The 24756-nt window shown below is 68.1% G+C and carries 21 protein-coding genes and 1 pseudogene; 18 read left to right on the plus strand and 4 right to left on the minus strand.

What is annotated here, in order from left to right:
• Positions 1 to 95 precede the first annotated feature (95 nt).
• On the minus strand, positions 96 to 899 hold the full coding sequence (locus HPA01S_RS10095; protein ID WP_084360587.1) for a GntR family transcriptional regulator: 804 nt from the start codon (positions 897 to 899) through the stop codon (positions 96 to 98).
• A 215-nt stretch (positions 900 to 1114) separates the two neighbouring features.
• On the opposite strand from HPA01S_RS10095, the gene HPA01S_RS10100 reads away from it, so the two are divergent.
• From HPA01S_RS10100 to acnB, 3 genes and pseudogenes are all read left to right on the plus strand, one after another.
• Positions 1115 to 2101, plus strand: a complete 987-nt coding sequence (locus HPA01S_RS10100) for a malate dehydrogenase (RefSeq protein ID WP_066269522.1) — start codon at positions 1115 to 1117, stop codon at positions 2099 to 2101.
• 130 nt (positions 2102 to 2231) lie between these two features.
• Positions 2232 to 3225, plus strand: a pseudogene (locus HPA01S_RS10105) (HpcH/HpaI aldolase/citrate lyase family protein).
• Positions 3226 to 3285: 60 nt separating this feature from the next.
• Positions 3286 to 5886: a bifunctional aconitate hydratase 2/2-methylisocitrate dehydratase gene (acnB, locus tag HPA01S_RS10110; RefSeq protein ID WP_066269524.1), complete on the plus strand. Its 2601-nt coding sequence runs from the start codon at positions 3286 to 3288 to the stop codon at positions 5884 to 5886.
• A gap of 86 nt (positions 5887 to 5972) precedes the next feature.
• Here the strand turns inward: acnB and HPA01S_RS10115 are convergent, their stop codons facing one another.
• Both HPA01S_RS10115 and HPA01S_RS10120 read right to left on the minus strand, forming a co-directional pair.
• Positions 5973 to 6497: a rhodanese family protein gene (locus tag HPA01S_RS10115; RefSeq protein WP_066269526.1), complete on the minus strand. Its 525-nt coding sequence runs from the start codon at positions 6495 to 6497 to the stop codon at positions 5973 to 5975.
• A 23-nt stretch (positions 6498 to 6520) separates the two neighbouring features.
• The gene (locus tag HPA01S_RS10120) at positions 6521 to 6829 is read right to left on the minus strand and encodes an ArsR/SmtB family transcription factor (RefSeq protein WP_245638616.1); all 309 of its coding nucleotides are present in this window, start codon (positions 6827 to 6829) and stop codon (positions 6521 to 6523) included.
• An 83-nt stretch (positions 6830 to 6912) separates the two neighbouring features.
• Between HPA01S_RS10120 and HPA01S_RS10125 the strand changes: the two genes are divergently transcribed.
• Positions 6913 to 7782, plus strand: a complete 870-nt coding sequence (locus HPA01S_RS10125) for an MBL fold metallo-hydrolase (RefSeq protein ID WP_066269528.1) — start codon at positions 6913 to 6915, stop codon at positions 7780 to 7782.
• Between the two features lie 18 nt (positions 7783 to 7800).
• Here HPA01S_RS10125 and HPA01S_RS10130 read toward each other — a convergent pair whose 3' ends face one another.
• On the minus strand, positions 7801 to 8649 hold the full coding sequence (locus HPA01S_RS10130) for an MmyB family transcriptional regulator (RefSeq protein WP_066269639.1): 849 nt from the start codon (positions 8647 to 8649) through the stop codon (positions 7801 to 7803).
• Between the two features lie 136 nt (positions 8650 to 8785).
• Here HPA01S_RS10130 and HPA01S_RS10135 point away from each other — a divergent pair, with 136 nt between their 5' ends.
• The 14 genes from HPA01S_RS10135 to HPA01S_RS10195 all read left to right on the plus strand — a co-directional run bounded on the left by HPA01S_RS10135 (position 8786) and on the right by HPA01S_RS10195 (position 24744).
• Positions 8786 to 9199: a hypothetical protein gene (locus tag HPA01S_RS10135; RefSeq protein WP_066269530.1), complete on the plus strand. Its 414-nt coding sequence runs from the start codon at positions 8786 to 8788 to the stop codon at positions 9197 to 9199.
• Positions 9200 to 9367: 168 nt separating this feature from the next.
• Complete coding sequence (locus HPA01S_RS10140) at positions 9368 to 12331, plus strand: monovalent cation/H+ antiporter subunit A (protein ID WP_066269532.1); 2964 nt, start codon at positions 9368 to 9370, stop codon at positions 12329 to 12331.
• Entirely contained in the window at positions 12331 to 12675 is a 345-nt protein-coding gene (locus HPA01S_RS10145) for a Na+/H+ antiporter subunit C (RefSeq protein WP_066269533.1), read from the plus strand. The genes HPA01S_RS10140 and HPA01S_RS10145 overlap by 1 nt, the downstream gene beginning before the upstream one ends.
• 20 nt (positions 12676 to 12695) lie before the next feature.
• Complete coding sequence (locus tag HPA01S_RS10150; RefSeq protein ID WP_066269534.1) at positions 12696 to 14396, plus strand: monovalent cation/H+ antiporter subunit D; 1701 nt, start codon at positions 12696 to 12698, stop codon at positions 14394 to 14396.
• Positions 14393 to 14884 carry a Na+/H+ antiporter subunit E gene (locus tag HPA01S_RS10155; protein WP_084360588.1) on the plus strand — a complete coding sequence of 164 codons (492 nt, stop codon included), beginning with the start codon at positions 14393 to 14395 and terminating at the stop codon, positions 14882 to 14884. The genes HPA01S_RS10150 and HPA01S_RS10155 overlap by 4 nt, the downstream gene beginning before the upstream one ends.
• Positions 14881 to 15159 carry a K+/H+ antiporter subunit F gene (locus HPA01S_RS10160; RefSeq protein ID WP_066269536.1) on the plus strand — a complete coding sequence of 93 codons (279 nt, stop codon included), beginning with the start codon at positions 14881 to 14883 and terminating at the stop codon, positions 15157 to 15159. The genes HPA01S_RS10155 and HPA01S_RS10160 overlap by 4 nt, the downstream gene beginning before the upstream one ends.
• Complete coding sequence (locus HPA01S_RS10165; RefSeq protein WP_084360589.1) at positions 15156 to 15587, plus strand: Na+/H+ antiporter subunit G; 432 nt, start codon at positions 15156 to 15158, stop codon at positions 15585 to 15587. The genes HPA01S_RS10160 and HPA01S_RS10165 overlap by 4 nt, the downstream gene beginning before the upstream one ends.
• 179 nt (positions 15588 to 15766) lie before the next feature.
• A complete protein-coding gene (locus HPA01S_RS22680) occupies positions 15767 to 15925 on the plus strand; it encodes a DUF3309 family protein (protein WP_084360590.1) in 159 nt (52 codons plus the stop codon).
• A gap of 169 nt (positions 15926 to 16094) precedes the next feature.
• Positions 16095 to 19013: an aconitate hydratase gene (locus HPA01S_RS10170; protein ID WP_066269538.1), complete on the plus strand. Its 2919-nt coding sequence runs from the start codon at positions 16095 to 16097 to the stop codon at positions 19011 to 19013.
• A gap of 54 nt (positions 19014 to 19067) precedes the next feature.
• Positions 19068 to 20033 carry a S1C family serine protease gene (locus HPA01S_RS10175; protein ID WP_066269539.1) on the plus strand — a complete coding sequence of 322 codons (966 nt, stop codon included), beginning with the start codon at positions 19068 to 19070 and terminating at the stop codon, positions 20031 to 20033.
• Positions 20034 to 20060: 27 nt separating this feature from the next.
• A complete protein-coding gene (locus HPA01S_RS10180) occupies positions 20061 to 21062 on the plus strand; it encodes an AAA family ATPase (RefSeq protein WP_066269542.1) in 1002 nt (333 codons plus the stop codon).
• Between the two features lie 75 nt (positions 21063 to 21137).
• Positions 21138 to 22202, plus strand: a complete 1065-nt coding sequence (locus tag HPA01S_RS10185) for a DUF58 domain-containing protein (protein WP_066269544.1) — start codon at positions 21138 to 21140, stop codon at positions 22200 to 22202.
• Positions 22203 to 22352: 150 nt separating this feature from the next.
• Complete coding sequence (locus HPA01S_RS10190; protein ID WP_066269546.1) at positions 22353 to 23420, plus strand: VWA domain-containing protein; 1068 nt, start codon at positions 22353 to 22355, stop codon at positions 23418 to 23420.
• A gap of 112 nt (positions 23421 to 23532) precedes the next feature.
• Complete coding sequence (locus HPA01S_RS10195) at positions 23533 to 24744, plus strand: FAD-dependent monooxygenase (protein ID WP_066269643.1); 1212 nt, start codon at positions 23533 to 23535, stop codon at positions 24742 to 24744.
• Positions 24745 to 24756 lie beyond the last annotated feature (12 nt).

A 24756-nucleotide genomic window follows, 5' to 3' on the forward strand; every position in this document is an offset into this window, starting at 1 on the left:
CTCAGTGGTAACTTTTACCAAGGTGCCGCAAATTCTATTGCAATGCACCATACCGTAGCCTGGCACTGGGACGCTTTCGCCCGTGCGGCGTGACTTCAGCTCAGCTCATTGCGGTAATGGCGCGCGTCCGTGCGGTACAGGCCGCGGCGCAACTCCATGGGTTCGTCGTTGTAGGTGAATGCCAGCCGCTCCACGCTCAGCAGGGGAGAGCCAGCGCTCACCTCCAGCAGCGCGGCTGCATCCTCGTCGGCACTCACGGCCTTGATCTTTTCCACCGCGCGCACCATGCGCACGCCGAACTGGGTTTCAAACAGCGCGTACATCGGGCCCTGGTCGTCGGACAGGGTCTCGAGCGTCAGGCCCTTGAATGGACCGCCGGGCAGCCAGAGTTCTTCCACGATGGCTGGCGTGCCGCCGAAGGCCAGCACCCGCTTGACCTGCAGCACGGCGTCGCCGGTGCGCAGCGCCAGCTGGCGCGCCACCTCGGCCGGTGCGCGCAGACGGCGGCACTCGATGATCTGGCGCTCGGCGCGGCCCTGGTCTTCCAGCGTACCCAGGTCGGGCAGCAGGCGCAGGAAACGGTACTGGGTATGGGCTTCGGCATGGGTCGCCACGAAGGTGCCCTTGCCCTGCCGGCGCACCAGCAGGTTGTCGGTGGCGAGTTCGTCGATCGCCTTGCGCACCGTGCCCTGGCTGACGCGAAAGCGCGCCGCGAGGTCGAACTCGCTGGGAATCATGTCGCCCGGCTTCCATTCACCCGCCTGCAGGCTGCGCAAGATCAGTGTCTTGATCTGCTGGTACAAGGGGCTGAACGCAGGCGCCGTGTTCTCGAACACGGCCTGGGTGCCAACGTCCGGCGCAGCAGTATCAGGAGGAGGGGGAAGGGGTGATGTGGCCATGCGTTGACAGCGCCTGCAGGGCGCCGTTCGAGGGTGCAATCATATCTTATATAAGACATAAGACAAATTGACGCATGAGGGTTTGCGAGGGTACACTCAGCGCCTGACCGAGATTCCCTGGCCTGCGGTTTTGAAGCCTTGGCCACGCCTCCTGCGTCCGGGGCCTGATACCCCCGTCCCTTCTCCCTCCCAACGTCCCTTTTCGGAGTTTTCACATGAGCAAAAAGCCCGTCCGCGTTGCCGTCACTGGCGCCGCAGGTCAAATCGGTTACGCCCTTCTGTTCCGCATCGCTTCCGGCGAAATGCTCGGCAAGGACCAGCCGGTGATCCTGCAGCTGCTGGAAATCCCCGACGAAAAAGCGCAGAAGGCGCTCAAGGGCGTGATCATGGAGCTGGAAGACTGCGCCTTCCCGCTGCTGGCCGGCGTGGTGCCCACGGGTGACCCGGAAGTGGCTTTCAAGGACGCCGACTACGCCCTGCTGGTGGGTGCCCGTCCGCGCGGCCCCGGCATGGAGCGCGCCGACCTGCTGGCCGCCAACGCCCAGATCTTCACCGCCCAGGGCAAGGCCCTGGACAAGGTCGCCAGCCGCGACGTCAAGGTGCTGGTGGTCGGCAACCCCGCCAACACCAACGCCTACATCGCCATGAAGAGCGCGCCCAGCCTGCCGCGCGAGAACTTCACCGCCATGCTGCGCCTGGACCACAACCGCGCTGCCAGCCAGATCGCGGCCAAGACCGGCGGCAAGGTCGGCGAGATCGAGAAGCTGACCGTGTGGGGCAACCACTCGCCCACCATGTACGCCGACTACCGTTTCGCCACCATCGGCGGCAAATCGGTCAAGGACGCGATCAACGACCAGGTCTGGAACGCCGACGTGTTCCTGCCCACCGTGGGCAAGCGCGGCGCCGCCATCATCGACGCGCGTGGCCTGTCTTCGGCCGCTTCGGCTGCCAACGCCGCCATCGACCACATGCGCGACTGGGCGCTGGGCAGCAAGGGCCAGTGGGTCACCATGGGCGTGCCTTCCAACGGCGAGTACGGCATTCCGAAGGACGTGATCTTCGGCTTCCCGGTCACCACCGAAGGTGGCAAGTACAAGATCGTTGAAGGCCTGGAGATCGACGCTTTCTCGCAAGAGCGCATCAACAAGACCCTGGACGAGCTCAAGGGCGAGCAGGACGGTGTGAAACACCTGCTGTGATGTCTCCCTGCGCCGCTTCGCACCTTCCCCACATGGGGCGCACACCGACGGCCTGGCAAGGCCAGTGCCGTGCCGCGTGCCGGGGGCGGGCGGTGCATCCTGGTTTTGACATCTGCTTTTCCGGTCGTCCATGACAACCCATCCACGATCCATTCTTCTGGGGGCCCAGGCCGGCGCGTTTTCGCTGCCGGTCTGTGACCATTACAGCGGGGTGGAGACGCGGATGCGCAAGAGCCTGGCCCTGCAGGCCGAGCTGGCGGCCGAGTTCGGCACCTGCGTGTTCGACGTCACGCTGGATTGCGAGGACGGCGCCCCGGTGGGTGGCGAGGCGGAACACGCCGCGCTGGTGACCGAGCTGGCGCTGGCCGCCGCGCCCGCTGCGCGCGTGGCGGTGCGGGTGCACCCTGTGGACCACCCGGCCTTCGAGGCCGACGTGGCGACCATCGCGGGCCGCGCCGGTGCGCGCCTCACGCACATCATGGTGCCCAAGGTCGAGTCGGTGGCCGAGGTGCAGCGCGCCGTCGCGGCGCTGGATGCCGCCGGCGCCACTGCACTGCCGCTGCATGTGCTGATTGAATCGCCCGCTGCGGTGCACCGTGCTTTCGACATCGCCGCGGAGGCGCGCGTGCAGAGCCTGAGCTTCGGCCTGATGGATTTCGTCTCGGCCCATGGCGGTGCGATCCCCGCCGACGGCATGAGCGTGGCCGGCCAGTTCTCGCACCCGCTGGTGCTGCGCGCCAAGCTGGCGATTGCGTCGGCCTGCCATGCGCACGGCAAGGTGCCGTCGCACTGCGTGGTGACCGAGTTCAAGGACCTGGCTGCGCTGCAGCAGGCCGCGACCACGGCGGCGCGTGAACTCGGCTACACCCGCATGTGGAGCATCCATCCCGACCAGATCCGCCCCATCCTGGCCGCTTTTGCCCCGCTGCAGAGCGAGGTGCAGACGGCGGCGGCCTTGATTGAGCGCGCCATCGCCGCCGACTGGGCGCCGGTGCAGTTCGAAGGCCGACCGCGCGAGTTACCGCTATTTCTGGCAGGTGCTGGAGCGCGCGCACCAGACCGGCCTGCCTTTGCCCGACACGGTGCAAACCCATTTCAACGACGAGCCGGCGCAGCGGCATTGAGCTTGCTTGCGCCCACCCCACCTGTTTCCTACCCCACGCAAAATCCCTGGAGAGAACGCCATGTCCACCTTCCTCACCGACTACCGCGCCCACACCGCCGAACGCGCTGCGCTCGGCATTCCGCCCCTGCCCCTGGAAGCCAAACAGGTGGCCGACCTGATCGAGCTGATCAAGGCTCCGCCGGCCGGTGAAGACGCCTTCCTGCTGGACTTGCTGACGCACCGTGTGCCGCCCGGCGTGGACGACGCCGCCAAGGTCAAGGCCAGCTTCCTGGCTGCCGTGGCGCACGGCGACGTGAAGGTGGGCCTGATCTCCAAGGCCAAGGCCACCGAGCTGCTCGGCACCATGGTCGGCGGCTACAACGTGCACCCGCTGATCGAATTGCTGGACGACGCCGAAGTGGCGGGCGTGGCCGCCGAAGGCCTGAAGAAGACGCTGCTGATGTTCGACTTCTTCAACGACGTGGCCGACAAGGCCAAGGCCGGCAATGCCAAGGCCAAGGAAGTCATGCAGTCGTGGGCCGACGCCGAGTGGTTCACCACCCGCCCCGAAGTCGAGAAGAAGATCACCGTCACCGTGTTCAAGGTGCCGGGCGAAACCAACACCGACGACCTGTCGCCCGCGCCCGACGCCTGGAGCCGCCCCGACATCCCGCTGCACTACCTGGCCATGCTGAAGAACACGCGCTCGGACGCGGCCTTCAAGCCCGAAGAAGACGGCAAGCGCGGCCCGATGCAGTTCATCGAAGACCTGAAGAAGAAGGGCCACGTGGTCGCCTATGTGGGCGACGTGGTCGGCACCGGCTCCAGCCGCAAGTCGGCCACCAACAGCGTGATCTGGGCCACCGGCCAGGACATCCCCTTCGTGCCGAACAAGCGCTTCGGCGGCGTCACGCTCGGCGGCAAGATCGCGCCGATCTTCTTCAACACGCAGGAAGACTCGGGCTCGCTGCCGATCGAAGTGGACGTGAGCAAGCTGGAAATGGGCGACGTCATCGACGTGCTGCCCTACGACGGCAAGATCGTGCGCAACGGTGAAACCTTGGTCGAGTTCGCGCTCAAGAGCGACGTGCTGTTCGACGAAGTGCGCGCCGGCGGCCGCATCAACCTGATCATCGGCCGCTCGCTCACCGCCAAGGCGCGTGAGTTCCTGGGCCTGCCCGCCTCCACCGTGTTCCGCCTGCCCCAGGCACCGGCCGCCACCAACGCCGGCTTCACGCTGGCGCAGAAGATGGTCGGCCGCGCGGTTGGCCTGCCGGAAGGCCAGGGCGTGCGCCCCGGCACCTACTGCGAACCCAAGATGACCACCGTCGGTTCGCAAGACACCACCGGTCCGATGACGCGCGACGAGCTGAAAGACCTGGCCTGCCTGGGCTTCAGCGCCGACATGGTGATGCAGTCCTTCTGCCACACCGCGGCCTATCCGAAGCCCGTGGACGTGAAGACGCACCGCGAGCTGCCGGCCTTCATCAGCAACCGCGGTGGCGTGGCCCTGCGTCCGGGCGACGGCGTGATTCACAGCTGGCTCAACCGCCTGCTGCTGCCCGACACCGTGGGCACGGGCGGTGACTCGCACACCCGTTTCCCCATCGGCATCAGCTTCCCCGCCGGCTCCGGCCTGGTGGCCTTCGGTGCCGCCACCGGCGTGATGCCGCTGGACATGCCCGAATCCGTGCTGGTGCGCTTCAAGGGCCAGATGCAACCCGGCGTGACCCTGCGCGACCTGGTGCACGCAATCCCGCTGTACGCCATCAAGGCCGGTCTGCTGACGGTGGCCAAGGCCGGCAAGAAGAACATCTTCTCGGGCCGCATTCTGGAAATCGAAGGCCTGCCGGACCTCAAGGTCGAACAGGCTTTCGAGCTGAGCGACGCCTCCGCCGAACGCTCGGCCGCCGGCTGCACCATCAAGCTCAACCCCGAGCCGGTGAAGGAATACCTCACCAGCAACGTGGTGCTGATGAAGAACATGATCGCCAATGGCTACGCCGACAAGCGCACGCTGGAGCGCCGCATCGAGAAGGTGGAAGCCTGGCTGGCCAACCCCAACCTGCTCGAAGCCGACAAGGACGCCGAATACGCCGCCGTGATCGAGATCGACCTGGCCGACATCCATGAGCCCATCCTGTGCTGCCCGAACGATCCGGACGATGCCAAGACCTTGTCCGAAGTGGCCGGCACCAAGATCGACGAAGCCTTCATCGGTTCGTGCATGACCAACATCGGCCACTTCCGCGCCGCGGCCAAGCTGCTGGGCGGCCAGCGCGACATTCCGGTCAAGCTGTGGGTGGCACCGCCGACCAAGATGGACGAGAGCGAGCTGATCAAGGAAGGCCACTACTCGGCTTTCGGCACCGCCGGTGCGCGCACCGAAATGCCGGGCTGCTCGCTGTGCATGGGCAACCAGGCGCAGGTGCGCGAAGGCGCGACGGTGGTGTCCACCTCCACCCGCAACTTCCCGAACCGTCTGGGCAAGAACACCAACGTGTTCCTGGCCTCGGCCGAACTGGCGGCCATCGCGTCCAAGCTGGGCCACATCCCGACCGTGGCCGAGTACCACGAAGCCATGGGCGTGGTGAACAAGGATGGTGCGGCGATCTACAAGTACCTGAACTTCGACCAGATCGAGGAGTACGCCGACACCGCCAAGGGCGTCACCGCGTAGGCACCCCGTTGCCTGAATGAAAAAGCCGCTGCCCTGCAGCGGCTTTTTCTTTGGCGCGAACACCGGCGGGGCTGGGTGTGCCGCGCTCAGGCCAGCGCCCTCCGGTTCCAGGGCATGCGCATCAACACACGCGCCAGTCCGCAGAAGCCCGACGCGCCCGCGAACACCAGGCCCGCGCCGACGAAGCCGGAGAGGGCGTGGAACCACGGCGAGACGGTGGCACCCAGCACCGCGCCGATCACGATCAGCGAGCCGGCTGCGATCTGCACCTGCCGCTGCAGCTCCAGGGGTTGTGATGCATCGGTCACAACCGGCAGCCCGGCTTTCTTCCAGGCGTCCAGCCCACCTTCGAGCACATAGGCGTCGCACGCGGCGCATGCCGCCAGGGTGGGCGCGTTGACCTGCGTGCGGTTGCCCGAGCGGCAATGGAAGATGACCGCCGTTGCGCCGTCCACCGACAGGCCACCGCCCTGCAGGCGGTCCATCGGCACATGGCGGGCCCGCGCGATGCGTTCGCGCGCGTGCTCGTCCGCGCCGCGGATGTCGACCAGGACGGCGCCCTGGTTCAGCAGTGCCTGCGCGGCTTGGGGCGAGAGTGGCTTCAGGGACATGGCAGTGGTTCTCCGAAAAAAGATCAGGGGCAGAAGATGGACTTGAGCGTGGCGATGAGCCGGGCCACGTTCGGGTCCTCGATGCGGTAGTGCAGGGTCTGGGACTCGCGCCGGTACGCCACCAGGCCTTCCTCGCGCATGCGGGCGAGGTGCTGGGACAGGGCGGACTGGCTCAGCCCGATCTGCCCGTGCAGCGCACCCGCCGTCATCTCGCCGTGCTCGATCAGCAGGCAGAGCACGAGCAGGCGGTGTTCGTTGCCCACGGCGCGCAGCAGGGCGGCAGCCTGGGCGGCGCCTTCCTGCATAAAGCCGGCGTTGTCTTTGGATGTCATGGCGGTCATGGCCAAAGGTATTTCATATTTTTCTAATTTAGCATATTCTAATATTCAGATTGAAACTCAGAACACGACACGCCATGAACCCTTCTGCACAGATACAGGCCTTCTTCGACGAGGCCACGAACACCGTGAGTTACCTGGTGGCCGACCCGATCACGCGGCAGGCCGCGGTGATCGACCCGGTGCTCGACTACGAACACCGCAGCGGCAAGGTGTCCACCACCTCGGCCGACCGCCTGCTGGCCGCCGCCGACGAGCAGGGGCTTGCCATCGCCTGGATCCTGGAGACACATGCCCACGCCGACCACCTCAGCGCCGCGCCTTACCTCAAGGGGAAAACGGGCGCGCGGGTCGCCATCGGCGAACACATTCGCGAGGTGCAGACCCTCTTCCGACCGGTGTTCCATCTGGATGACGTGTCGGGCGACGGCAGCGAGTTCGACCACCTGCTGCGAGACGGCGAAACCTTCCGCATCGGCTCGCTGGAGGTGCAGGTCATGCACACCCCGGGCCACACGCCGGCCTGCGTGTCCTACCGCATCGGCGACGCGGTGTTCGTGGGCGACACGCTGTTCATGCCCGACTACGGCACGGCGCGCGCGGACTTTCCCGGTGGCAGTGCCCAGACGCTGTACCGCTCGATCCGGCGGCTGCTCGCGCTGCCGCCGCAGACGCGGCTCTTCATGTGCCACGACTACAAGGCGCCGGGGCGCGCCACCCATGCCTGGGAGAGCCGCGTGGCCGATCAACGTGCGCGCAACGTGCACGTTCACGACGGCGTGGACGAGGCCGCGTTCGTCGCCATGCGCCAGCAGCGCGACGCCACGCTGGCCGCACCGGCGCTGCTGTTGCCGTCGATCCAGGTCAACATCCGCGCGGGGCGTCTGCCGGTGGCCGAATCCAATGGTGTGCGTTACCTGAAGATCCCGCTGCGCCTGCCCGCGTGACGGGGCCGGCCCTGCCGGTCAGGGCGTGGTGATGTCGGCCTGAGCGGCCAGCGCGCGCAGCAGGCGGGCCGAGGCCTCATCGGCAGGGAAGAAGGTTTCCAGTGCCAGCTCCTGCAGCGTGATGTCGACCGGCGAGCCGAACACCGTGGTGGTGCTGATCAGGCGCAGCGTGCCCAGGGGCGTGTGGAACTCGAACGGCATCAGTACGCCGTGGTGCTCGCCGGGCAGGGCGCCTGCGTCCGGGCCGGCCGACTCGGGATAGGCCCTGAGTTCCGCCAGCAGGGCGGCCAGCGCGTCGTCGCCAGTGGTCTGGATCTGCTGGCGCAGGCGCTCGAACAGGTGCTCGCGCCATTGCCGCAGGTTGCGGATGCGCGGCGCCAGGCCTTCGGGGTGCAGGCTCAGGCGCAGCACGTTGACGTCGCCCTGCAAGAGAGCGGGGGACACGCCCGCCATCAGCGGCGCCACCATGCGGTTGCTCATCACCAGGTTCCAGTGCCGGTCCATGGCCAGCGCCGGCCAGGGCTCGTGGCAGTCCAGGATGCGTTGCACGGCGGCGCGCGCGCCCGCCATGTCGGGTGCGCCGAGCGCGCGTTCGCGGTACATGGGCGCGTAGCCCGCCGCCTCCAGCAGCGCATTGCGCTCGCGCAGCGGCACCTCGAGTCGGTCCACCAGGCGCAGCACCATGTCGCGGCTGGGGCTGGCGCGACCGGTCTCCACATAGCTCAGGTGGCGCGTGGACACATCGGCCACGTGCGCCAGCTCCAGCTGGCTCAGGCGCCGCCGCTGGCGCCAGTGGCGCAGGCGTTCGCCGAAGGGCGCGGGCGTGGACGGCGAAGCGGTACGGGCGGCGGGGCTGAGGGCATTCATGGGCGGCATGGTAGGGCAGCGGCCGACGCGGCGCCATGACCTGCCAGGTCATGGACGCGCGGCTGGCGCGGCACGAGCATGACCAGCGGGTTGTTCGCAGCCCGTCCTTCCTTTCATCCCATTTCAGGAGTGCTCCATGTCTTTGCTCGACACCCTCACCTCACCCGCCGGCCTGCGTCGTGTGCTGGCTTTTGATGCCATCGCCGGCGGCGCCACCGGTGTGCTGCACCTGGGGCTGGCCGGCCCGCTGTCGGGCCTGCTCGGCTTGCCGGCCGCGCTGCTGCAAGGCACGGGCGTGGCGATCTTCGCGTTCGTTTCGCTGGCCGCGTGGCTGGCCATGCAGGCCGCGCCGCCGCGCGCCGCACTCACCACACTGGCGCTGGGCAACTTCGCCTGGGTCATTGGTTGTGTCGCCGTGGGCTTCGGTGCGGCGCCGGCGATCACGCCATGGGGCATGACCTATGCGCTGATGCAGGCGGTGGTGGTGCTGGTGCTGGCCGAGCTGCAGTGGATGGCGCCGCGGCGCCAGCGGCCGGCGCTGCTGGCCTGAGTGGTTCATCGGGTTGCGCGGCGAGTGGGGCGGCCTGCAAAGGTCGCGTGCAGCGGCGTGCAGCGGCGTGCAGCATGGGTCAATGTTGCAATGCACAAGGAGAAAAAAAGCGGATGAACTTTTCGCGTCAGTCGATGGTCAGCACGGAGCCACTAAACTCGAAGGCCCATGCACGTCTCCCTGATCTTCCTTGTCGCCCTCCCATTCGTGGGCAGTTTGCTCGCCGCTTTATTGCCGGCGAACGCACGCAACACCGAATCAACACTGGCTGGCGCCATCGCGCTGTTCTGTGCGGTGCAGGCCGCGATGTACTTCCCCGAGGTGGCCGCTGGCGGCGTGATCCGGCAGGAGTTCGTCTGGCTGCCATCGCTCGGCCTGAACTTCGTATTGCGCATGGACGGCTTCGCGTGGATGTTCTCCATGCTGATCCTGGGCATCGGTTCGCTGGTGGTGCTGTACGCGCGCTACTACATGTCGGAAGACGACCCGGTACCGCGCTTCTTTTCCTTCCTGCTGGCCTTCATGGGCGCCATGAGTGGCGTGGTGCTGTCGGGCAACCTGGTGCAGCTGGTGCTGTTCTGGGAGCTCACCAGCCTGTTCTCTTTCCTGCTGATCGGGTACTGGCACCACCGGCGTGACGCACGGCGCGGCGCGCGCATGGCGCTCACCGTGACCGGCGCGGGCGGCCTGTGCCTGCTGGCCGGGGTGCTGGTGCTGGGCCACATCGTCGGCAGCTACGACCTCGACGTGGTGCTGATGGCCGGCAACGTGGTGCGCAGCCACCCGCTGTACACCACGGCACTGATCCTGATCCTGCTCGGCGCGCTGACCAAGAGCGCGCAGTTCCCGTTCCATTTCTGGCTGCCGCACGCCATGGCGGCGCCAACACCGGTCTCGGCCTACCTGCATTCGGCCACCATGGTGAAGGCCGGTGTGTTCCTGCTGGCGCGGCTGTGGCCGGTGCTGGCCGGCACCGACGAGTGGTTCTGGATCGTCACCTGCTCGGGCCTGGTCACGCTGCTGATCGGGGGCTTTGCCGCCATCTTCCAGAACGACCTCAAGGGCCTGCTCGCGTACTCGACCATCTCGCACCTGGGCCTGATCACCACCCTGCTGGGCATGAACAGCCCGCTGGCCGCGGTGGCGGCGGTGTTCCACATCATCAACCACGCCACCTTCAAGGCTTCGCTGTTCATGGCGGTGGGCATCATCGACCACGAGGCCGGCACACGCGACATCCGCAGGCTCTCGGGGCTGGCGCGCTACATGCCGGTGACCGCCACACTCACCATGGTGGCCGGCGCGGCCATGGCCGGCGTGCCGCTGCTCAACGGCTTCATCTCGAAAGAGATGTTCTTCACCGAAGCGGTGTTCGTGAGCGCCGCACCCTGGTTCCAGCGCGTGCTGCCGATCGCCGCGGTGGTGGCCGGCATGTTCAGCGTGGCCTATTCGCTGCGTTTCACCGCGCGCGTGTTCTTCGGCCCCGACACCTGCTCCAACCTGCCGCGCCTGCCGCACGAGCCGCCGCACTGGATGCGCGTGCCGATCGAGGTGCTGGTGCTGGCCTGTCTGGTGGTGGGCATCGTGCCGCAGTGGTCGATCCAGCACATCCTGGGCACCGCGGCGGCGCCGGTGGTGGGCGGCACGCTGCCCGAGTTCGATCTGGCGGTCTGGCACGGCTTCAACCTGCCGCTGTGGATGAGTTTCCTGGCGCTGGCCGGCGGCATCGTGCTCTACATGCTGCTGCGCAAGCCGCTGCAGGCCGGCCGCTTCCTGCGCGCCCCGCTGGTGGGCCTGTTCAACGGCAAGCGCATGTTCCACCACACCATGGCTCGCCTGACCGCCGGCGCGCGCAGCCTGCTGCGCCTGCTGGGCACGCGCCGCCTGCAGCCGCAGCTGTTCCTGCTGGTGCTGGTGACGGTGCTGGGTGCGTATGCCGCGTTCCGCATGGCCGCGCCCGACGCGAAGCTGACCACGGGCGACCGCGAGCAGCTCACCTTCTCGCCCATGTTCGCGCTGCTGTGGGTGGTGGGCGTGGGTGCGGCCGTGGGCGCCGTGTGGCAGGCCAAATACCACCGGCTGACCGCGCTGGCGCTGATGAGCGTCTCGGGCCTGACCACGGTGATCACCTTCGCCTGGTTCTCGGCCCCCGACCTGGCGCTCACCCAGCTGTCGGTGGAGGCGGTGACCACGGTGCTGATCCTGCTCGGCCTGCGCTGGCTGCCCAAGCGGCTGGAGGTGCAGGACCAGGCCGAGCCGCTGTGGGTGCGCGTCAAGGCCAAGGGCCGGCGTTCGCGCGACCTGGTGCTGGCGCTGGCCGCCGGCGGTGGCATGGCCGGCCTGTCGTATGCGCTGATGACGCGCGAGTTTCCGCAGAGCATCTCGCCGTTCTTCCTTGAGCGTTCGCTGCCCGAAGGCGGTGGCACCAACGTGGTCAACGTGATGCTGGTGGACTTCCGCGGCTTCGACACGCTGGGCGAGATCACCGTGCTGGGCATCGTTGCGCTCACGGTCTACGCGCTGCTGCGGCGTTTCCGCCCGGCGCCCGAGAGCGCCGACCTCACGGCCCAGCAGCGTGCGCTGCCGGCCGACCTGGACACCGACCTGATCAACCCCGGCATGGCCGAAGACACGGCCCAGGGTTACCTCATGGTGCCGGCGGTGATGGTGCGCCTGGTGCTGCCGATCGCGGCGGTGATCTCGGTGTACCTCTTCATGCGCGGCCACAACGAACCGGGTGGCGGCTTCGTGGCCGGCCTGGTGCTGTCCACCGCGTTCATCCTGCAGTACATCGTCTCGGGCACGCAGTGGGTCGAGGCCCACATGCAGCTGATGCCGCAGCGCTGGATCGCGGCCGGCCTGCTCACCGCCACGGCCACCGGCCTGGGCTCGTTCGTGTTCGGTTATCCGTTCCTGACCACGCACACCGCCCACCTGGACCTGCCGCTGCTGGGCGAGATCCACATCGCCAGCGCGCTGTTCTACGACATCGGCGTCTTCACCCTGGTGGTGGGCGCAACCCTGCTGATCCTGACCGCGCTGGGCCACCAGTCGGTGCGTGGTCACCGCCAGGCCAAGGTGGCCGAGCAGGAAGTACTGGAAGAAAAAATGGAAGCTGAGGGGGCACGCTAATGGAACTCGTCATGGCCATTGCCATCGGAGCGCTGACCGCCTGTGGCGTCTGGCTGATGCTGCGCCCGCGCACCTACCAGGTCATCATGGGCCTGTGCCTGCTCAGCTACAGCGTCAACCTGTTCATCTTCAGCATGGGCCGCCTCTCGGTCGACAGCGAGCCGGTGCTCACGCCCGGCCTGCCGGCCACGCTGCTGCAATACGACGACCCGATGCCGCAGGCGCTGGTGTTGACCGCCATCGTGATCGGCTTCGCCATGACCGCGCTGTTCCTGGTGGTGCTGCTGGCGCAGCGCGGCTTCTTCGGCAATGACCATGTGGACGGCCAGGGGGACGCAGAGTGAGCGGAGGAGGCGTCTTCGAGATGATTGCCGAGGCTTTCATGCCTCACCTGATGGTGGCCCCCATCCTGCTGCCGCTGGCCACGGCCTGCGTGCTGCTGTTCGTGGGCGACCGCCGGCGCCGCACCAAGGCTGCCATCGGCCTGAGCGCAACGGTGCTCAACCTGGTGGTGGCGGTGGCCTTGCTGCTGTGGAGCAAACGCGGCGAGGGCCCGAGCGCCTTCGGCGTCTACCTGCCGGGCAACTGGGACGTGCCCTTCGGCATCGTGCTGGTGCTCGACCGCCTCTCGGCGCTGATGGTGTTGCTGGCCGGGCTGGTGGCGCTGATGGCGCTGCTGTTCGCACTGGCGCGCTGGCACAAGGCCGGGGCGCATTTCCAGCCGCTGTTCCAGTTCCAGATCATGGGCCTGAACGGCGCCTTCCTCACCGGCGACCTGTTCAACCTGTTCGTGTTCTTCGAGGTCATGCTGGCCGCGTCCTACGGTTTGCTGTTGCACGGCTCGGGCCCGTCGCGCGTGAAGGCCGGCCTGCAGTACATCGCCATCAACCTGGCGGCGTCCTCGCTGTTCCTGGTCGGTGCGTCGATGATCTACGGCGTTTCCGGCACGCTCAACATGGCCGACCTGGCCGCGCGCATTCCCGACATCGCCAGCACCGACCGCGCGCTGCTGCACACCGCCTGCGCCATCCTGGCCGTGGCCTTCCTGGCCAAGGCGGCGATGTGGCCGCTCAACTTCTGGCTGGTGCCGGCGTACTCCAGTGCCAGTGCGCCCTCGGCCGCGATGTTCGCGTTGCTCACCAAGGTCGGCATCTACGTGCTGCTGCGCCTGTCCACGCTGCTGTTCTCGCCCGAGGCCGGTGAGTCGGCCAGCTTCGGCAGCCAGTTCCTGGCCTGGGGCGGCATGGCCACGCTGGCGTTTGGCGCCATCGGCATGCTGGCCTCGCAGCGGCCGGCGCGGCTGGCGGGTTATGCGGTCATCGTGTCGTCGGGCACGCTGCTCGCGGTGATCGGTTTTGCCCGGCCCGAGCTCACCGCCAGCGCGCTCTATTACCTGCCGACCTCCACCCTGGCGGTGGCGGCGTTCTTCCTGCTCGCCGAGCTGATGGACCGCTCGCGCACCGACCCGGCCACGCAGCGCGCACCCGAAGACGAAGAAGACCACCTGCCGTTTGCGCTGGCCGATCTGGAGATCGCCCGCACCGCCAACCTGGACGAAGACGAGGAGGTGCTGATCGGCCGCGCCATTCCGGCCTCCACCGCGCTGCTGGGCCTGGCCTTCATCAGCTGCACCGTGCTGGTGGCCGGCCTGCCGCCGCTGTCGGGCTTCATCGGCAAGTTCGCCATGTTGTCCTCGCTGCTGCCGCTGCAGAACGCATCGCCGGCGGTGAGTGCCGCGAGCTGGACGCTGATGGCGCTGGTGATCACCTCCGGCCTGTTCGCGCTGGTGGCGCTGTCGCGCACCGGCATCCGCTTCTTCTGGGCCCCGCTGGAGCGCGGCGCTCACCTGTTGCGCGTGGCCGAGTACCTGCCGATCGCCATCCTCATCACCCTCTGCGTGCTGTTCACCGTGCGCGGTGAAGCGGTGCTGCGCTACACCCAGGCCACCGCGCAGGCCCTGTACCAGCCGGGTGGCTACATCGGCGCCGTGTTCTCCGCCCGGCCCGTGCCCACCCCCACCAATGCCGAACGCCTGGGCGTGCCGGCGCCGGAGGCCCGGCCATGATGCGACGCCTGTTTCCCGCTCCCCTGTTGTCGCTGGCGCTGATCGCGCTGTGGCTGGTGCTCAACAATTCGTATGGCCTGGGCCAGTGGATCATGGCCGTGGTGCTGGGGGTGGCGGTGCCGCTGCTCACCCAGTCGCTGCGGCCCACGCCGGTGCGTTTCAGCCACCCCTGGGTGGCCTTCAAGCTGTTCATGAGCGTCGGGCGCGACGTGATCGAGTGGAACTGGCGCGTGCTGCGCGGCACGCTGGGGCGTGGCGAGCACATGCCGCATGGTGGCTTCATCACCGTGCCGCTGGACATGCGCGATCCCAACGGCCTGGCGGTGCTGGCCGCCATCATGTGCGTGATCCCGGGCACCATCTGGTCCGAGCTCTCGCTGGACCGCAGCGTGCTGCGCGTGCACATCTTCGACCTGCAGGACGCGGAGCACGAGATCCAGCTGATCAAGAACCGCTACGAGCGCCCGTTGATGGAGATCTTCGAATGACCTCATTCCTGTTTGCGGCCATCGTCTTCACGCTGGCGTGTTACGTGCTCGCCATGGCGCTGGCGCTGCTGCGCCTGTACCGCGGCCCGTCGGCGCAAGACCGCGTGCTGGCCATGGACCTGATCTACACCATCGGCATGCTGGTGCTGATGGTGCTGGCCATCCGCTACCGCAGTGCGATGTACTTCGAGGCCGCCTTGCTGATCGCGGTGTTTGGTTTCGTCAGTTCGGCCGCCATGGCCAAGTTCCTGTTGCGTGGAGAGGTGATCGAATGATGATGCCCGCAGGTGTGTCCCTCTGGGCCGAGATTGCGGTGGCCGTGTTGCTGGTGCTCAGCGGCGTGTTCACGCTCACCGCCGCCATCGGCCTGGTGCGTTTCAAGACCTTCTTCCAGCGCATGCATCCGCCGGCACTGGCGTTCAGCTTCTCGGCCTGGTGCGTCACGCTGGCCACGATCATTTATTTCTCGGCGCAGGACGGCAAGCTCTCGCTGCACGCCTGGCTGATCATCATCTTCCTGTCGCTCACCGTGCCGGTCACCACCATCCTGCTGGCGCGCACCGAGCTGTTCCGGCGCCGTATCGCCAGCGTCAAGCCGGCCGAGGAAGACATTCCGCCGGCGCTGCACTACCAGGCCGCTGCACGCCAACAGCGCGAGCAGCAGGCCGCGGCGTCGTCAACGCCGCCGTCCAACCCGGCCTGAGGCGCCTGATCGGGGAGCAGGGCCCGGCTGCGCGCCGCAGCCCGGGGTGTGCGCCAGCGTACAGATGCAGGGGGGCCGTGCGTCTACGCTGAGGCACGACCCTGTGGCCTGCAGCGGTCGTTCCAGGCAAGCGCCCGGCCAGGTCCACGGGCCGCGGGCACCTACAAAGGACGACAACCATGACAATCGGCACCATCCTCCTGATCCTTCTTGTGTTGATCCTGCTCGGCGTGATCCCGAGCTGGCCGTACAGCCGCAACTGGGGCTACGGACCCAGCGGCCTGCTGGGCATCGTGCTGGTGGTCGTCATCGTGCTCCTGCTCACAGGGCGCTTGTGACGATCGCGCCTGGCGTGAGCCCAGGCGCGCGCTGACCTGAAAAGCCCCCGGTGCCGCACCGGGGGCTTTTCAGTTTTCTGCGGTGGCGGGGCATTTCAAGGTCGTCAGCACGGAATAGCGGGCTGCTGACAGAATGGCCGAACCCACCACGACACGTCAGGAGAATCCCATGGCCACGTCCGCTGCTACCGCCGCGACTCCCTCCACCGCCGTCTCCGGGGGCTTCACCCACCCGTTTGCCGCCACCGTCAAGAGCTTCAAGACGGCCTCCGGCAAGAGCGGCAAGTTCTACTCGCTGCCGGCGCTGGCCAAACAGTACCCGTCGGTGAACCGCCTGCCGGTGTCGCTGCGCATCGTGCTCGAGAGCGTGCTGCGGCACTGCGACGGCGAGCGTGTGACGCCCGAGCACGTGGCGCAACTCGCGCAGTGGTCGCCCAACGCACCACGCACCGAAGAGATTCCCTTCACCGTGGCCCGCGTGGTGCTGCAGGACTTCACTGGCGTGCCGCTGCTGGCCGACCTGGCCGCCATGCGCAGCGTGGCCCAGCGCCTGGGTCACAACCCGAAAAAGATCGAACCCCTGGTGCCGGTGGACCTGGTGGTGGACCACTCCATCATGGTTGACCACTACGGCACCAAGAGCGCGCTCGACCTCAACATGAAGCTCGAATTCCAGCGCAACCGCGAGCGCTACGAGTTCATGAAGTGGGGCATGCAGGCCTTCGACACCTTCGGCGTGGTGCCACCCGGCTTCGGCATCGTGCACCAGGTGAACCTGGAGTACCTGGCGCGCGGCGTGCACCTGCGCGGCGGCCTGTATTACCCCGACACCCTGGTCGGCACCGACAGCCACACGACCATGATCAACGGCATCGGCGTGGTCGCCTGGGGCGTGGGCGGCATCGAGGCCGAAGCCGCCATGCTGGGCCAGCCGGTCTACCTGCTCACGCCCGACGTGGTGGGCTTCGAGCTCACCGGCCAGCTGCGCGAAGGCGTGACCGCCACCGACCTGGTGCTGACCGTGACCGAGATCCTGCGCCAGCAGAAGGTGGTGGGCAAGTTCGTCGAGTTCTACGGCGCCGGCACCGCCTCGCTCTCATTGCCCGACCGCGCCACCATCGCCAACATGGCACCCGAGTACGGCGCCACCATGGGCTTCTTCCCGGTCGATGGCAAGACGCTCGACTACTTCCGCGGCACCGGCCGCAGCAAGGCCGAGATCGAAGCCTTCGAAGCCTACTTCCGCGCCCAGGGCCTGTTCGGCGTGCCGGGTGCGGAGGGCGCTTCGCAGGCGGCGGGCGAAATCCAGTACTCGCAAGTGGTGCGCCTGGACCTCGGCCAGGTCACGCCCAGCCTGGCCGGCCCGAAGCGGCCGCAGGACCGCATCGAGCTGGGCCGGGTGGCGGCGCAGTTTGCCGACCTGTTCAGCCTGCCCAATGCGCAGAACGGCTTCAACCGCCCGGCCGAGTTGCTGCACACGCGATACCACGCCGGCCCCGCCGAGGTGGCACCCGCCGTGCCGGTGGCCCAGCCCACGCCCAACGGTGCACCGCGCTTCGAGGCCGAGATGGTGGCCAACCGCCCGGTGCGCGCCAGCGCGCCGGCCAAGGCCGCGCGCAACGACATCACGGTGGGCAACGGCGACGTGCTCATTGCCGCCATCACCAGTTGCACCAACACCAGCAACCCCGGCGTGCTGCTGGCCGCCGGCCTGCTGGCGAAGAAGGCGGTGGAGGCGGGCCTGAAGGTGCAACCGCACATCAAGACCTCGCTGGCGCCCGGTTCGCGCATCGTCACCGAATACCTCACGCAGACCGGGCTGCTGCCGTACCTGGAAAAGCTCGGCTTCTCGCTCGCCGGCTATGGCTGCACCACCTGCATCGGCAACGCGGGCGACCTCACGCCCGAGCTGAACGCCGCGATCACAGAGAACGATCTGATCTGCGCCGCGGTGCTCTCGGGCAACCGCAACTTCGAGGCCCGCATCCACCCCAACCTCAAGGCCAACTTCCTCGCCAGCCCGCCGCTGGTGGTGGCCTATGCCATCGCCGGCAACGTGATGAAAGACCTGATGACCGAGCCGCTCGGCAAGGGCAAGGGCGGCAAGCCGGTGTACCTGGGCGACGTGTGGCCGAGCAGCGACGAGATCTACGCGCTGATGAAGTTCGCCATGAACGGCAAGGCCTACCGCGACAACTACGCGCGTGTGGCCAGCGAGCCCGGCAAGCTGTGGGAGAAGATCCGCGGCGTCTCGGGTGAGGCCTACACCTGGCCCAAGAGCACCTACATCGCCGAGCCGCCGTTCTTCGACAGCTTCGAGCTGGCGCCGGCGGAAACCACCGCGCCACCGGCCGTGCGTGGTGCGCGTGTCATGGCCTTGTTCGGTGACTCCATCACCACCGACCACATCTCGCCCGCCGGCAACATCGCCGCCAACTCGCCCGCCGGCCTCTGGCTGCAGGAGCATGGTGTGCTCAAGGCCGATTTCAACAGCTACGGCGCGCGCCGCGGCCACCACGACGTGATGATGCGCGGCACCTTCGCCAACGTGCGCATCAAGAACCTCATGCTGCCGGCCGGCCCCGACGGTTCGCGCGAGGAGGGCGGCTGGACGGTCTACCAGCTTGCCGGCCCGGACAGTGGGAAGAAGATGAGCATCTTCGACGCCGCCAAGCGTTACCAGGCGGCCGGCGTGCCGACGGTGGTGTTCGCCGGTGAGGAGTACGGCACCGGCTCCAGCCGCGACTGGGCCGCCAAGGGCACTCAGCTGCTGGGCATCAAGGCGGTGGTGGCGCGCAGCTTCGAGCGCATCCACCGCTCCAACCTGGTCGGCATGGGCGTGCTGCCGCTGCAGTTCAAGCCGGGCGATTCCTGGGACAGCCTGGGCCTGACCGGCAACGAAACCATCGACGTGGTGCCCGACCCGGCGCTCACGCCGCAGAGCGAAGCGCTGCTGGTGGTCACCCGCGCCAACGGCGAACGCCGCGAGCTGCAGGTGATCCTGCGCATCGACACGCCGGTGGAGGTGAACTATTACCGCGAAGGGGGCATCCTTCCCTATGTGCTTCGGCAATTGCTGAGCGCTTGAGCCGGATGCCGCAACGCGGCATGATGTGCCGAACGATCGCCACCGGGAGTCGTCATGCGAAAACCTGCCCTGTACAGCCCCCGCGTTCGCGCCCAGGATGCCCAGGCCGGTGCGCGAGCCGCGGCACAGCGGGTGGCCGACGCGGCTGATGCCCCGGCCACCGGCACGGCTGGCGCCACTGCGGCCGCAGCGTCACCACCCGGCCGCCAGCGCCGCTGGCGCAATGCCGCCGGCCGCGCTGCGAGCAGCCCGCGTGTGATGTGGTCGGCGCTGGCGCTGCTGGCCGCCTTGCTGGCCACCAGCGTCTGGCATGGCCGTGCCAACGGCCCGGCGCCACTCACCCAGAAAGACATCGACGCCGCGGTGTTGCGCACCCTCACCACCCAGGTCATGCCCTCGCCGGCGGCACGCGCGGCCGAGAAGGTGCGTCCCGCCGTGGTGCGGGTCATGTCCTACGCCAAGGACAAGAAGGGGCAGGAGCAGGAACAGGGTGTGGGCACCGGCGTGGTGATCGTGGACAAGGGTGTCATCCTCACCAACCTGCACGTGGTGCAGGGGGCCGAGACCATCAAGCTGGTGTTTGCCGACGGCTCGGAATCGGGCGCCAGCGTCACCGGCGTGCAGGCCCACAACGACCTGGCCGTGCTGCAGGCCCACACCATCCCGGACGACCTGATCGCCGCCACCATGCGCTCCACCGGCGACCTGGTGTCGGGCGACGAGGTGGTGGCGGTGGGCTTCCCGTTCGGCATCGGCCCGTCCACTTCATCGGGCGTGATCTCCGGTTTCGGCCGCGCCTTCAAGTCGCCCGAGGGCGAGCAGGAGATCGGCAACCTGATCCAGTTCGACGCCGCCGCCAACCCGGGCAACTCGGGTGGCCCGCTGGTGACCATGGATGGTGAAGTGGTCGGCATCGTCACCGGCATCCTCAACCCCACCAGCCACCGCACCTTTGTCGGCATCGGTTTTGCCGTGCCGATCGAGAGCGCCGCCAGCGCCGCCGGCCTGCCGCCGTTCTAGTTCTCTCACCTTTCACAGGAGCACGCCATGGACCAAAGCAACGCACCCGATACCGCCCAGCTCATGGAACAGATCCTGTACGAGGTCAAGCGCGTGGTGGTCGGGCAGGACCGGTTCCTGGAGCGCGTCATGGTCGCCATGCTGGCGCAAGGCCATCTGCTGGTGGAAGGTGTGCCCGGCCTGGCCAAGACGCTCACCGTCAAGACCCTGGCCGATGTGGTGCATGGCCGCTTCAAGCGCATCCAGTTCACGCCCGATCTGGTGCCGGCCGACCTCATCGGCACGCGCATCTACAACCAGAAGACCGGCGACTTCAGCACCGCGCTCGGGCCCGTGTTCGCCAACCTGCTGCTGGCCGACGAGATCAACCGCGCACCGGCCAAGGTGCAGAGCGCCTTGCTGGAAGTGATGCAGGAGCGCCAGGTCACCATCGCCGGTGAAACCCACAAGGTGCCCAACCCCTTCCTCGTGATGGCGACGCAGAACCCGATCGAGACCGAAGGCACCTACCCCTTGCCCGAGGCGCAGGTGGACCGCTTCATGATGAAGGTGATGGTGGACTACCCCACCGATGAAGAAGAGTTCGTGATCGTCGAGCGCGTCACCGGCCCGGCGGTGCAGGTCAATGCCGTTGCCACCACCGACCAGCTCGCGGCCCTGCAGGCGCAGTGCCGGCAGGTGTATGTGGACCCGTCGCTGGTGCAGTACGCGGTGAAGCTGGTGTCGGCCACGCGCACGCCGGAGAAACACGGCATCAAGGACCTGGCGCACCTGATCACCTTCGGCGCCAGCCCGCGCGCCACCATCGGCCTGGTGGAAGGCGCACGCGCCCTGGCCATGCTGCGTGGTCGCAACTACGCGCTGCCGGAAGACATGAGCGACCTGGTGCCCGACGTGTTGCGCCACCGTGTGGTGCTGTCTTACGAAGGCCTGTCCGAAGGCCTCACCAGCGAAGCGCTGATCGGCCGCATCATGAAGCACATCCCGCCGCCGGCACGGCCGCTGGAGCACGAGCAAAAGGTGGCGTGATCATGAAGCACCCCCTGCGTCGCCTTCAGAGCCTCGCCTTCTCCGGACGGGGCCATCGCGCTCCGGGGGCCTGACATGTTCGCGCGGCTGTTCGGCAAAAAGAGCGCGGCGCAGGCCAGCACCACGGCCAGTGCATCGCCCGCCGCGCGCCGCGCCGAACAGTTGCTGCGGCGGCTGGAGTGGACCGTGCTGCGCCGGCTCGACGGCCTGCTGCAGGGCGACTACCGCACGCTGATGCGCGGCTCGGGGCTGGACCTCGCCGACCTGCGTGAGTACCAGCACCACGACGACGTGCGCCACATCGACTGGAACGTCACCGCGCGCCTGCAGACACCACACGTGCGCGTGTTCACCGAAGACCGCGAGATGGCCGCGTGGTTCCTGCTCGACCTCAGCCCCTCGGTCGATTTCGGTTCGGGCGACCAGCGCAAGAGCGAGGTGCTGCTCGACTTCACCGCCGTGCTGGCGCGCCTGATCGGGCGCCATGGCAACCGCGTCGGTGCGGTGCTCTACGGCGCGCGCGGTGAGCCGGTGGTGGACGCGGTGCTGCCCGCACGCGGCGGCCGCACGCAGGTGCTGCGCCTGATGCAGATGGTGCTGCAGCCACCGCGGCACACCGAGGGCGAACGCCGCAACGGCGTGACGCAACTCAGCGACCTGCTGCGCGCCGCGGTGCACACCGTGCGCCAGCGCGCCACCGTGTTCGTGGTGTCCGACTTCATCAGCGAGCCGGGCTGGGAGAAACCGCTGGGCGAACTCGCGCGCCGGCACGACGTGGTGGCCGTGCGCCTGCTCGACCCGCTGGAACTCGAGCTGCCCGACCTTGGCCTGATCCCGATCCGCGACGCCGAAACCGGCGAACAGCTGATGGTGGACACACACGACGCCGGCTTTCGCCAACGTTTTGCGCGCATCGCCGCACAGCGCGAAGCGCAGTTGCGCGAGAGCCTGGGCCGCGCCGGCGTGGACACGCTGGAACTCTCTACCGACGACGATCTGGCCGAGGCTGTGCTGCGCTTCATCGAGTTGCGCAAGCGCCGCCAGCGCGAGACACGCAACGGCATTGGCGGACGGCCCATGCCGACCCAGTTGCCGACCCGGGATCGCCGCAGCTTCGGCACCCATCGAGAAGGAGCATGAGATGAAGTACCCCCTGCGCCGCTCCCCCTTTCTCGCCTGTGGTGGGAGGGCGGCGGCATCCGGGGCCGGCAGAGCCGGACCCTCGATGCCCCTGGATCGAAGTTGTTTGCTGCGCTGCAGGCCGCGCCCCGGCCCTGCTGGAGCCACGAGATGAACACCTTGCCCGTCACCTTCCTCTGGCCACAGCTGCTGTGGCTGCTGCTGGCGCTGCCCTTGCTGGTGCTGCTCTACCTCTGGCTGCTGGGGCGGCGCAAGCAGGCCGCGCTGCGGTTTGCCAGCCTGTCCATCGTGCGCGAGGCCATGGGCAAGGGCCCGGGCTGGCGCCGCCACGTGCCACCGGTGTTGCTGCTGCTGGCCATCGCCATCATGCTGCTGGCCGCGGCGCGACCCATGGCCAGCATCACGTTGCCCTCCAACCAGCAGACCATCATCCTGGCCATGGACGTCTCGGGCAGCATGCGCGCAGAAGACGTGCAGCCCAACCGGCTGGTGGCCTCGCAGAACGCCGCCAAGGCCTTCCTGGCCGATCTGCCGCGCCATGTGAAGGTCGGCATCGTCGCCTTCGCCGGTTCGGCGCAGGTGGTGCAACCGGTCACGCTCAGCCGCGAAGACCTGGTGGCCGCGATCGACAAGTTCCAGCTGCAGCGCGCCACTGCCATCGGCAGCGCCATCGTGGTCTCGCTCTCCGAGCTGTTTCCCGAGCAGCGCATCAACCTCGGCGACATGACCTTCAGCCGCAACGCCGACCCGTTCGCGCCCAAGGGCCGAGCGCTCGATCAGCCCAGACCGGACGACAAGACCTTCACCCCGGTCGCACCCGGCTCCTACAGCTCGGCCGCCATCATCCTGCTCACCGACGGCCAACGCACCACCGGCGTGGACACCGCCGAAGCCGCCCGGATGGCGGCCGAACGCGGCGTGCGCGTCTACACCGTGGGCGTGGGCACGGTGGATGGCGAGGTGATCGGTTTCGAGGGCTGGTCCATGCGCGTGCGGCTCGACGAGCAGAGCCTGAAGGAAGTGGCGCGCGCCACCCAGGCCGAGTACTTCTACGCCGGCACCGCCGAGAACCTGAAGAAGGTGTACGAGACCCTGAGCTCGCGCCTCACGGTGGAGAAGAAGGAAACCGAAATCTCCGGCCTGCTGGCACTCGCCGCGGCGGTGCTGGCGCTGCTGGCGGCCAGCCTGTCGGTGCTCTGGTTCAACCGCATCCTCTAGGGCCTGCCAGGCCCTGGCCACAGCCGGCGCCGCGCACCATGCCGCACGCGCGACACCCGGTCCAGGGTTTGCCTGAAGCGGTGGCCCATCGCGGCCCGGCACAATGGCCGGCATGAACCAACATGTGATCGTCGCCGGTGGTGGCATCGGCGGGCTGGCCTGTGCGCTGGCGCTGGCGCGCGCGGGCGTGCGTTCGGTGGTGCTGGAGCAGGCCCGGGCCTTTGCCGAGGTGGGCGCGGGTTTGCAGCTCGGCCCCAACGCCGTGCGCGTGCTCGCCGAATGGGGGCTGATGGACAACCTGCTGGCCTGCGCCGCGTTTCCCGCGGCCTTGCGGGTGCGCGACGCGCACGACGGCCGGCAGCTCGGCCAGCTGCGCCTGGGTGCCATGGCGCTGGCGCGACATGGGCAACACTACGCCACGCTGCACCGCGCCGACCTGCACAGCCTCTTGCTGACGGCAGTGCAGCAGCGACCGGAAGTGCAGTTGCGCCTGGGCGCGCGCCTGAGCCGTTGCGAAGAAGATGCCGCGTCGGGTGTGCGCGTGACGCTGGAAGGTGGCGACACCCTGTCGGCCGGCGCCCTGATCGGTTGCGACGGTCTGTGGAGCCGGGTGCGCGCGCAGATGCTGGGCGAACAGCCGGTGCGCGCCACCGGCCACCTGGCCTACCGCGGCCTGCTGCGCACGACCGACGTGCCACCTGCGCTGCGCGGCAACCTGGTCACCGCCTGGCTCGGGCCGCGCCTGCACGTGGTGCACTACCCGGTGAAGCAGGGCGAGCGCTTCAACCTGGTGGCGGTGGTGCATGGCCAGTTGCCATCCACCGACGACCCCCAGGCTTGGACCCATGCCGCACACGCCACCGACCTGCGGCGCGCGCTCGGCCCGGCGTGCGAGGAACTGATGTCCATGGTCAACGCCGTGCCCGACTGGACCCTCTGGCCCCTCAACGACCGGCCGGCCCTGCGCGGTCCGCACGAGCAGGCGCAGGGCAGGGTGGCCTTGCTGGGCGATGCCGCGCACCCGATGCGGCCGTATTTCGCGCAGGGTGCGGCGATGGCCATTGAAGACGCCTGGACACTTGGCCGCCTGGCACAAGATCCCGCGGCCGGCGACGACTGGCCGGCCCGCCTGGCGCTGTACGCGCAGACCCGCTGGCGGCGCAACGCGCGCGTGCAGCAGCTGTCGCAACGCAACGGCGTGGTGTTCCATGCCAGCGGCCTGCTGCGCTGGGGCCGCAACACCGCCATGGCCTTGCTGGGCGAACGTTTGCTGGACAATACGTGGCTCTACGAAGGGCCACCAGAGCCGCGCACATCCCACTGAAACATCCACTCC

The sequence above is a fragment of the Hydrogenophaga palleronii NBRC 102513 genome, assembly GCF_001571225.1.
In the GTDB taxonomy this organism is placed as follows: Bacteria; Pseudomonadota; Gammaproteobacteria; order Burkholderiales; family Burkholderiaceae_C; genus Hydrogenophaga; species Hydrogenophaga palleronii.

Excerpts from the sequence above, each read along its gene's own strand:
- HPA01S_RS10125 (WP_066269528.1), top strand. The coding sequence starts at position 6,913 with ATGAACCCTTCTGCACAGATACAGGCCTTCTTCGACGAGGCCACGAAC.
- HPA01S_RS10095 (WP_084360587.1), bottom strand. The coding sequence starts at position 899 with ATGGCCACATCACCCCTTCCCCCTCCTCCTGATACTGCTGCGCCGGAC.
- HPA01S_RS10165 (WP_084360589.1), top strand. The coding sequence starts at position 15,156 with ATGATGATGCCCGCAGGTGTGTCCCTCTGGGCCGAGATTGCGGTGGCC.
- HPA01S_RS10100 (WP_066269522.1), top strand. The coding sequence starts at position 1,115 with ATGAGCAAAAAGCCCGTCCGCGTTGCCGTCACTGGCGCCGCAGGTCAA.
- HPA01S_RS10140 (WP_066269532.1), top strand. The coding sequence starts at position 9,368 with ATGCACGTCTCCCTGATCTTCCTTGTCGCCCTCCCATTCGTGGGCAGT.
- HPA01S_RS22680 (WP_084360590.1), top strand. The coding sequence starts at position 15,767 with ATGACAATCGGCACCATCCTCCTGATCCTTCTTGTGTTGATCCTGCTC.
- HPA01S_RS10185 (WP_066269544.1), top strand. The coding sequence starts at position 21,138 with ATGTTCGCGCGGCTGTTCGGCAAAAAGAGCGCGGCGCAGGCCAGCACC.
- HPA01S_RS10175 (WP_066269539.1), top strand. The coding sequence starts at position 19,068 with ATGCGAAAACCTGCCCTGTACAGCCCCCGCGTTCGCGCCCAGGATGCC.
- HPA01S_RS10115 (WP_066269526.1), bottom strand. The coding sequence starts at position 6,497 with ATGTCCCTGAAGCCACTCTCGCCCCAAGCCGCGCAGGCACTGCTGAAC.
- HPA01S_RS10120 (WP_245638616.1), bottom strand. The coding sequence starts at position 6,829 with ATGACATCCAAAGACAACGCCGGCTTTATGCAGGAAGGCGCCGCCCAG.
- HPA01S_RS10195 (WP_066269643.1), top strand. The coding sequence starts at position 23,533 with ATGAACCAACATGTGATCGTCGCCGGTGGTGGCATCGGCGGGCTGGCC.
- HPA01S_RS10155 (WP_084360588.1), top strand. The coding sequence starts at position 14,393 with ATGATGCGACGCCTGTTTCCCGCTCCCCTGTTGTCGCTGGCGCTGATC.
- HPA01S_RS10150 (WP_066269534.1), top strand. The coding sequence starts at position 12,696 with ATGATTGCCGAGGCTTTCATGCCTCACCTGATGGTGGCCCCCATCCTG.
- HPA01S_RS10145 (WP_066269533.1), top strand. The coding sequence starts at position 12,331 with ATGGAACTCGTCATGGCCATTGCCATCGGAGCGCTGACCGCCTGTGGC.
- HPA01S_RS10170 (WP_066269538.1), top strand. The coding sequence starts at position 16,095 with ATGGCCACGTCCGCTGCTACCGCCGCGACTCCCTCCACCGCCGTCTCC.
- HPA01S_RS10135 (WP_066269530.1), top strand. The coding sequence starts at position 8,786 with ATGTCTTTGCTCGACACCCTCACCTCACCCGCCGGCCTGCGTCGTGTG.
- HPA01S_RS10130 (WP_066269639.1), bottom strand. The coding sequence starts at position 8,649 with ATGAATGCCCTCAGCCCCGCCGCCCGTACCGCTTCGCCGTCCACGCCC.
- HPA01S_RS10180 (WP_066269542.1), top strand. The coding sequence starts at position 20,061 with ATGGACCAAAGCAACGCACCCGATACCGCCCAGCTCATGGAACAGATC.
- HPA01S_RS10160 (WP_066269536.1), top strand. The coding sequence starts at position 14,881 with ATGACCTCATTCCTGTTTGCGGCCATCGTCTTCACGCTGGCGTGTTAC.
- HPA01S_RS10190 (WP_066269546.1), top strand. The coding sequence starts at position 22,353 with ATGAACACCTTGCCCGTCACCTTCCTCTGGCCACAGCTGCTGTGGCTG.
- acnB (WP_066269524.1), top strand. The coding sequence starts at position 3,286 with ATGTCCACCTTCCTCACCGACTACCGCGCCCACACCGCCGAACGCGCT.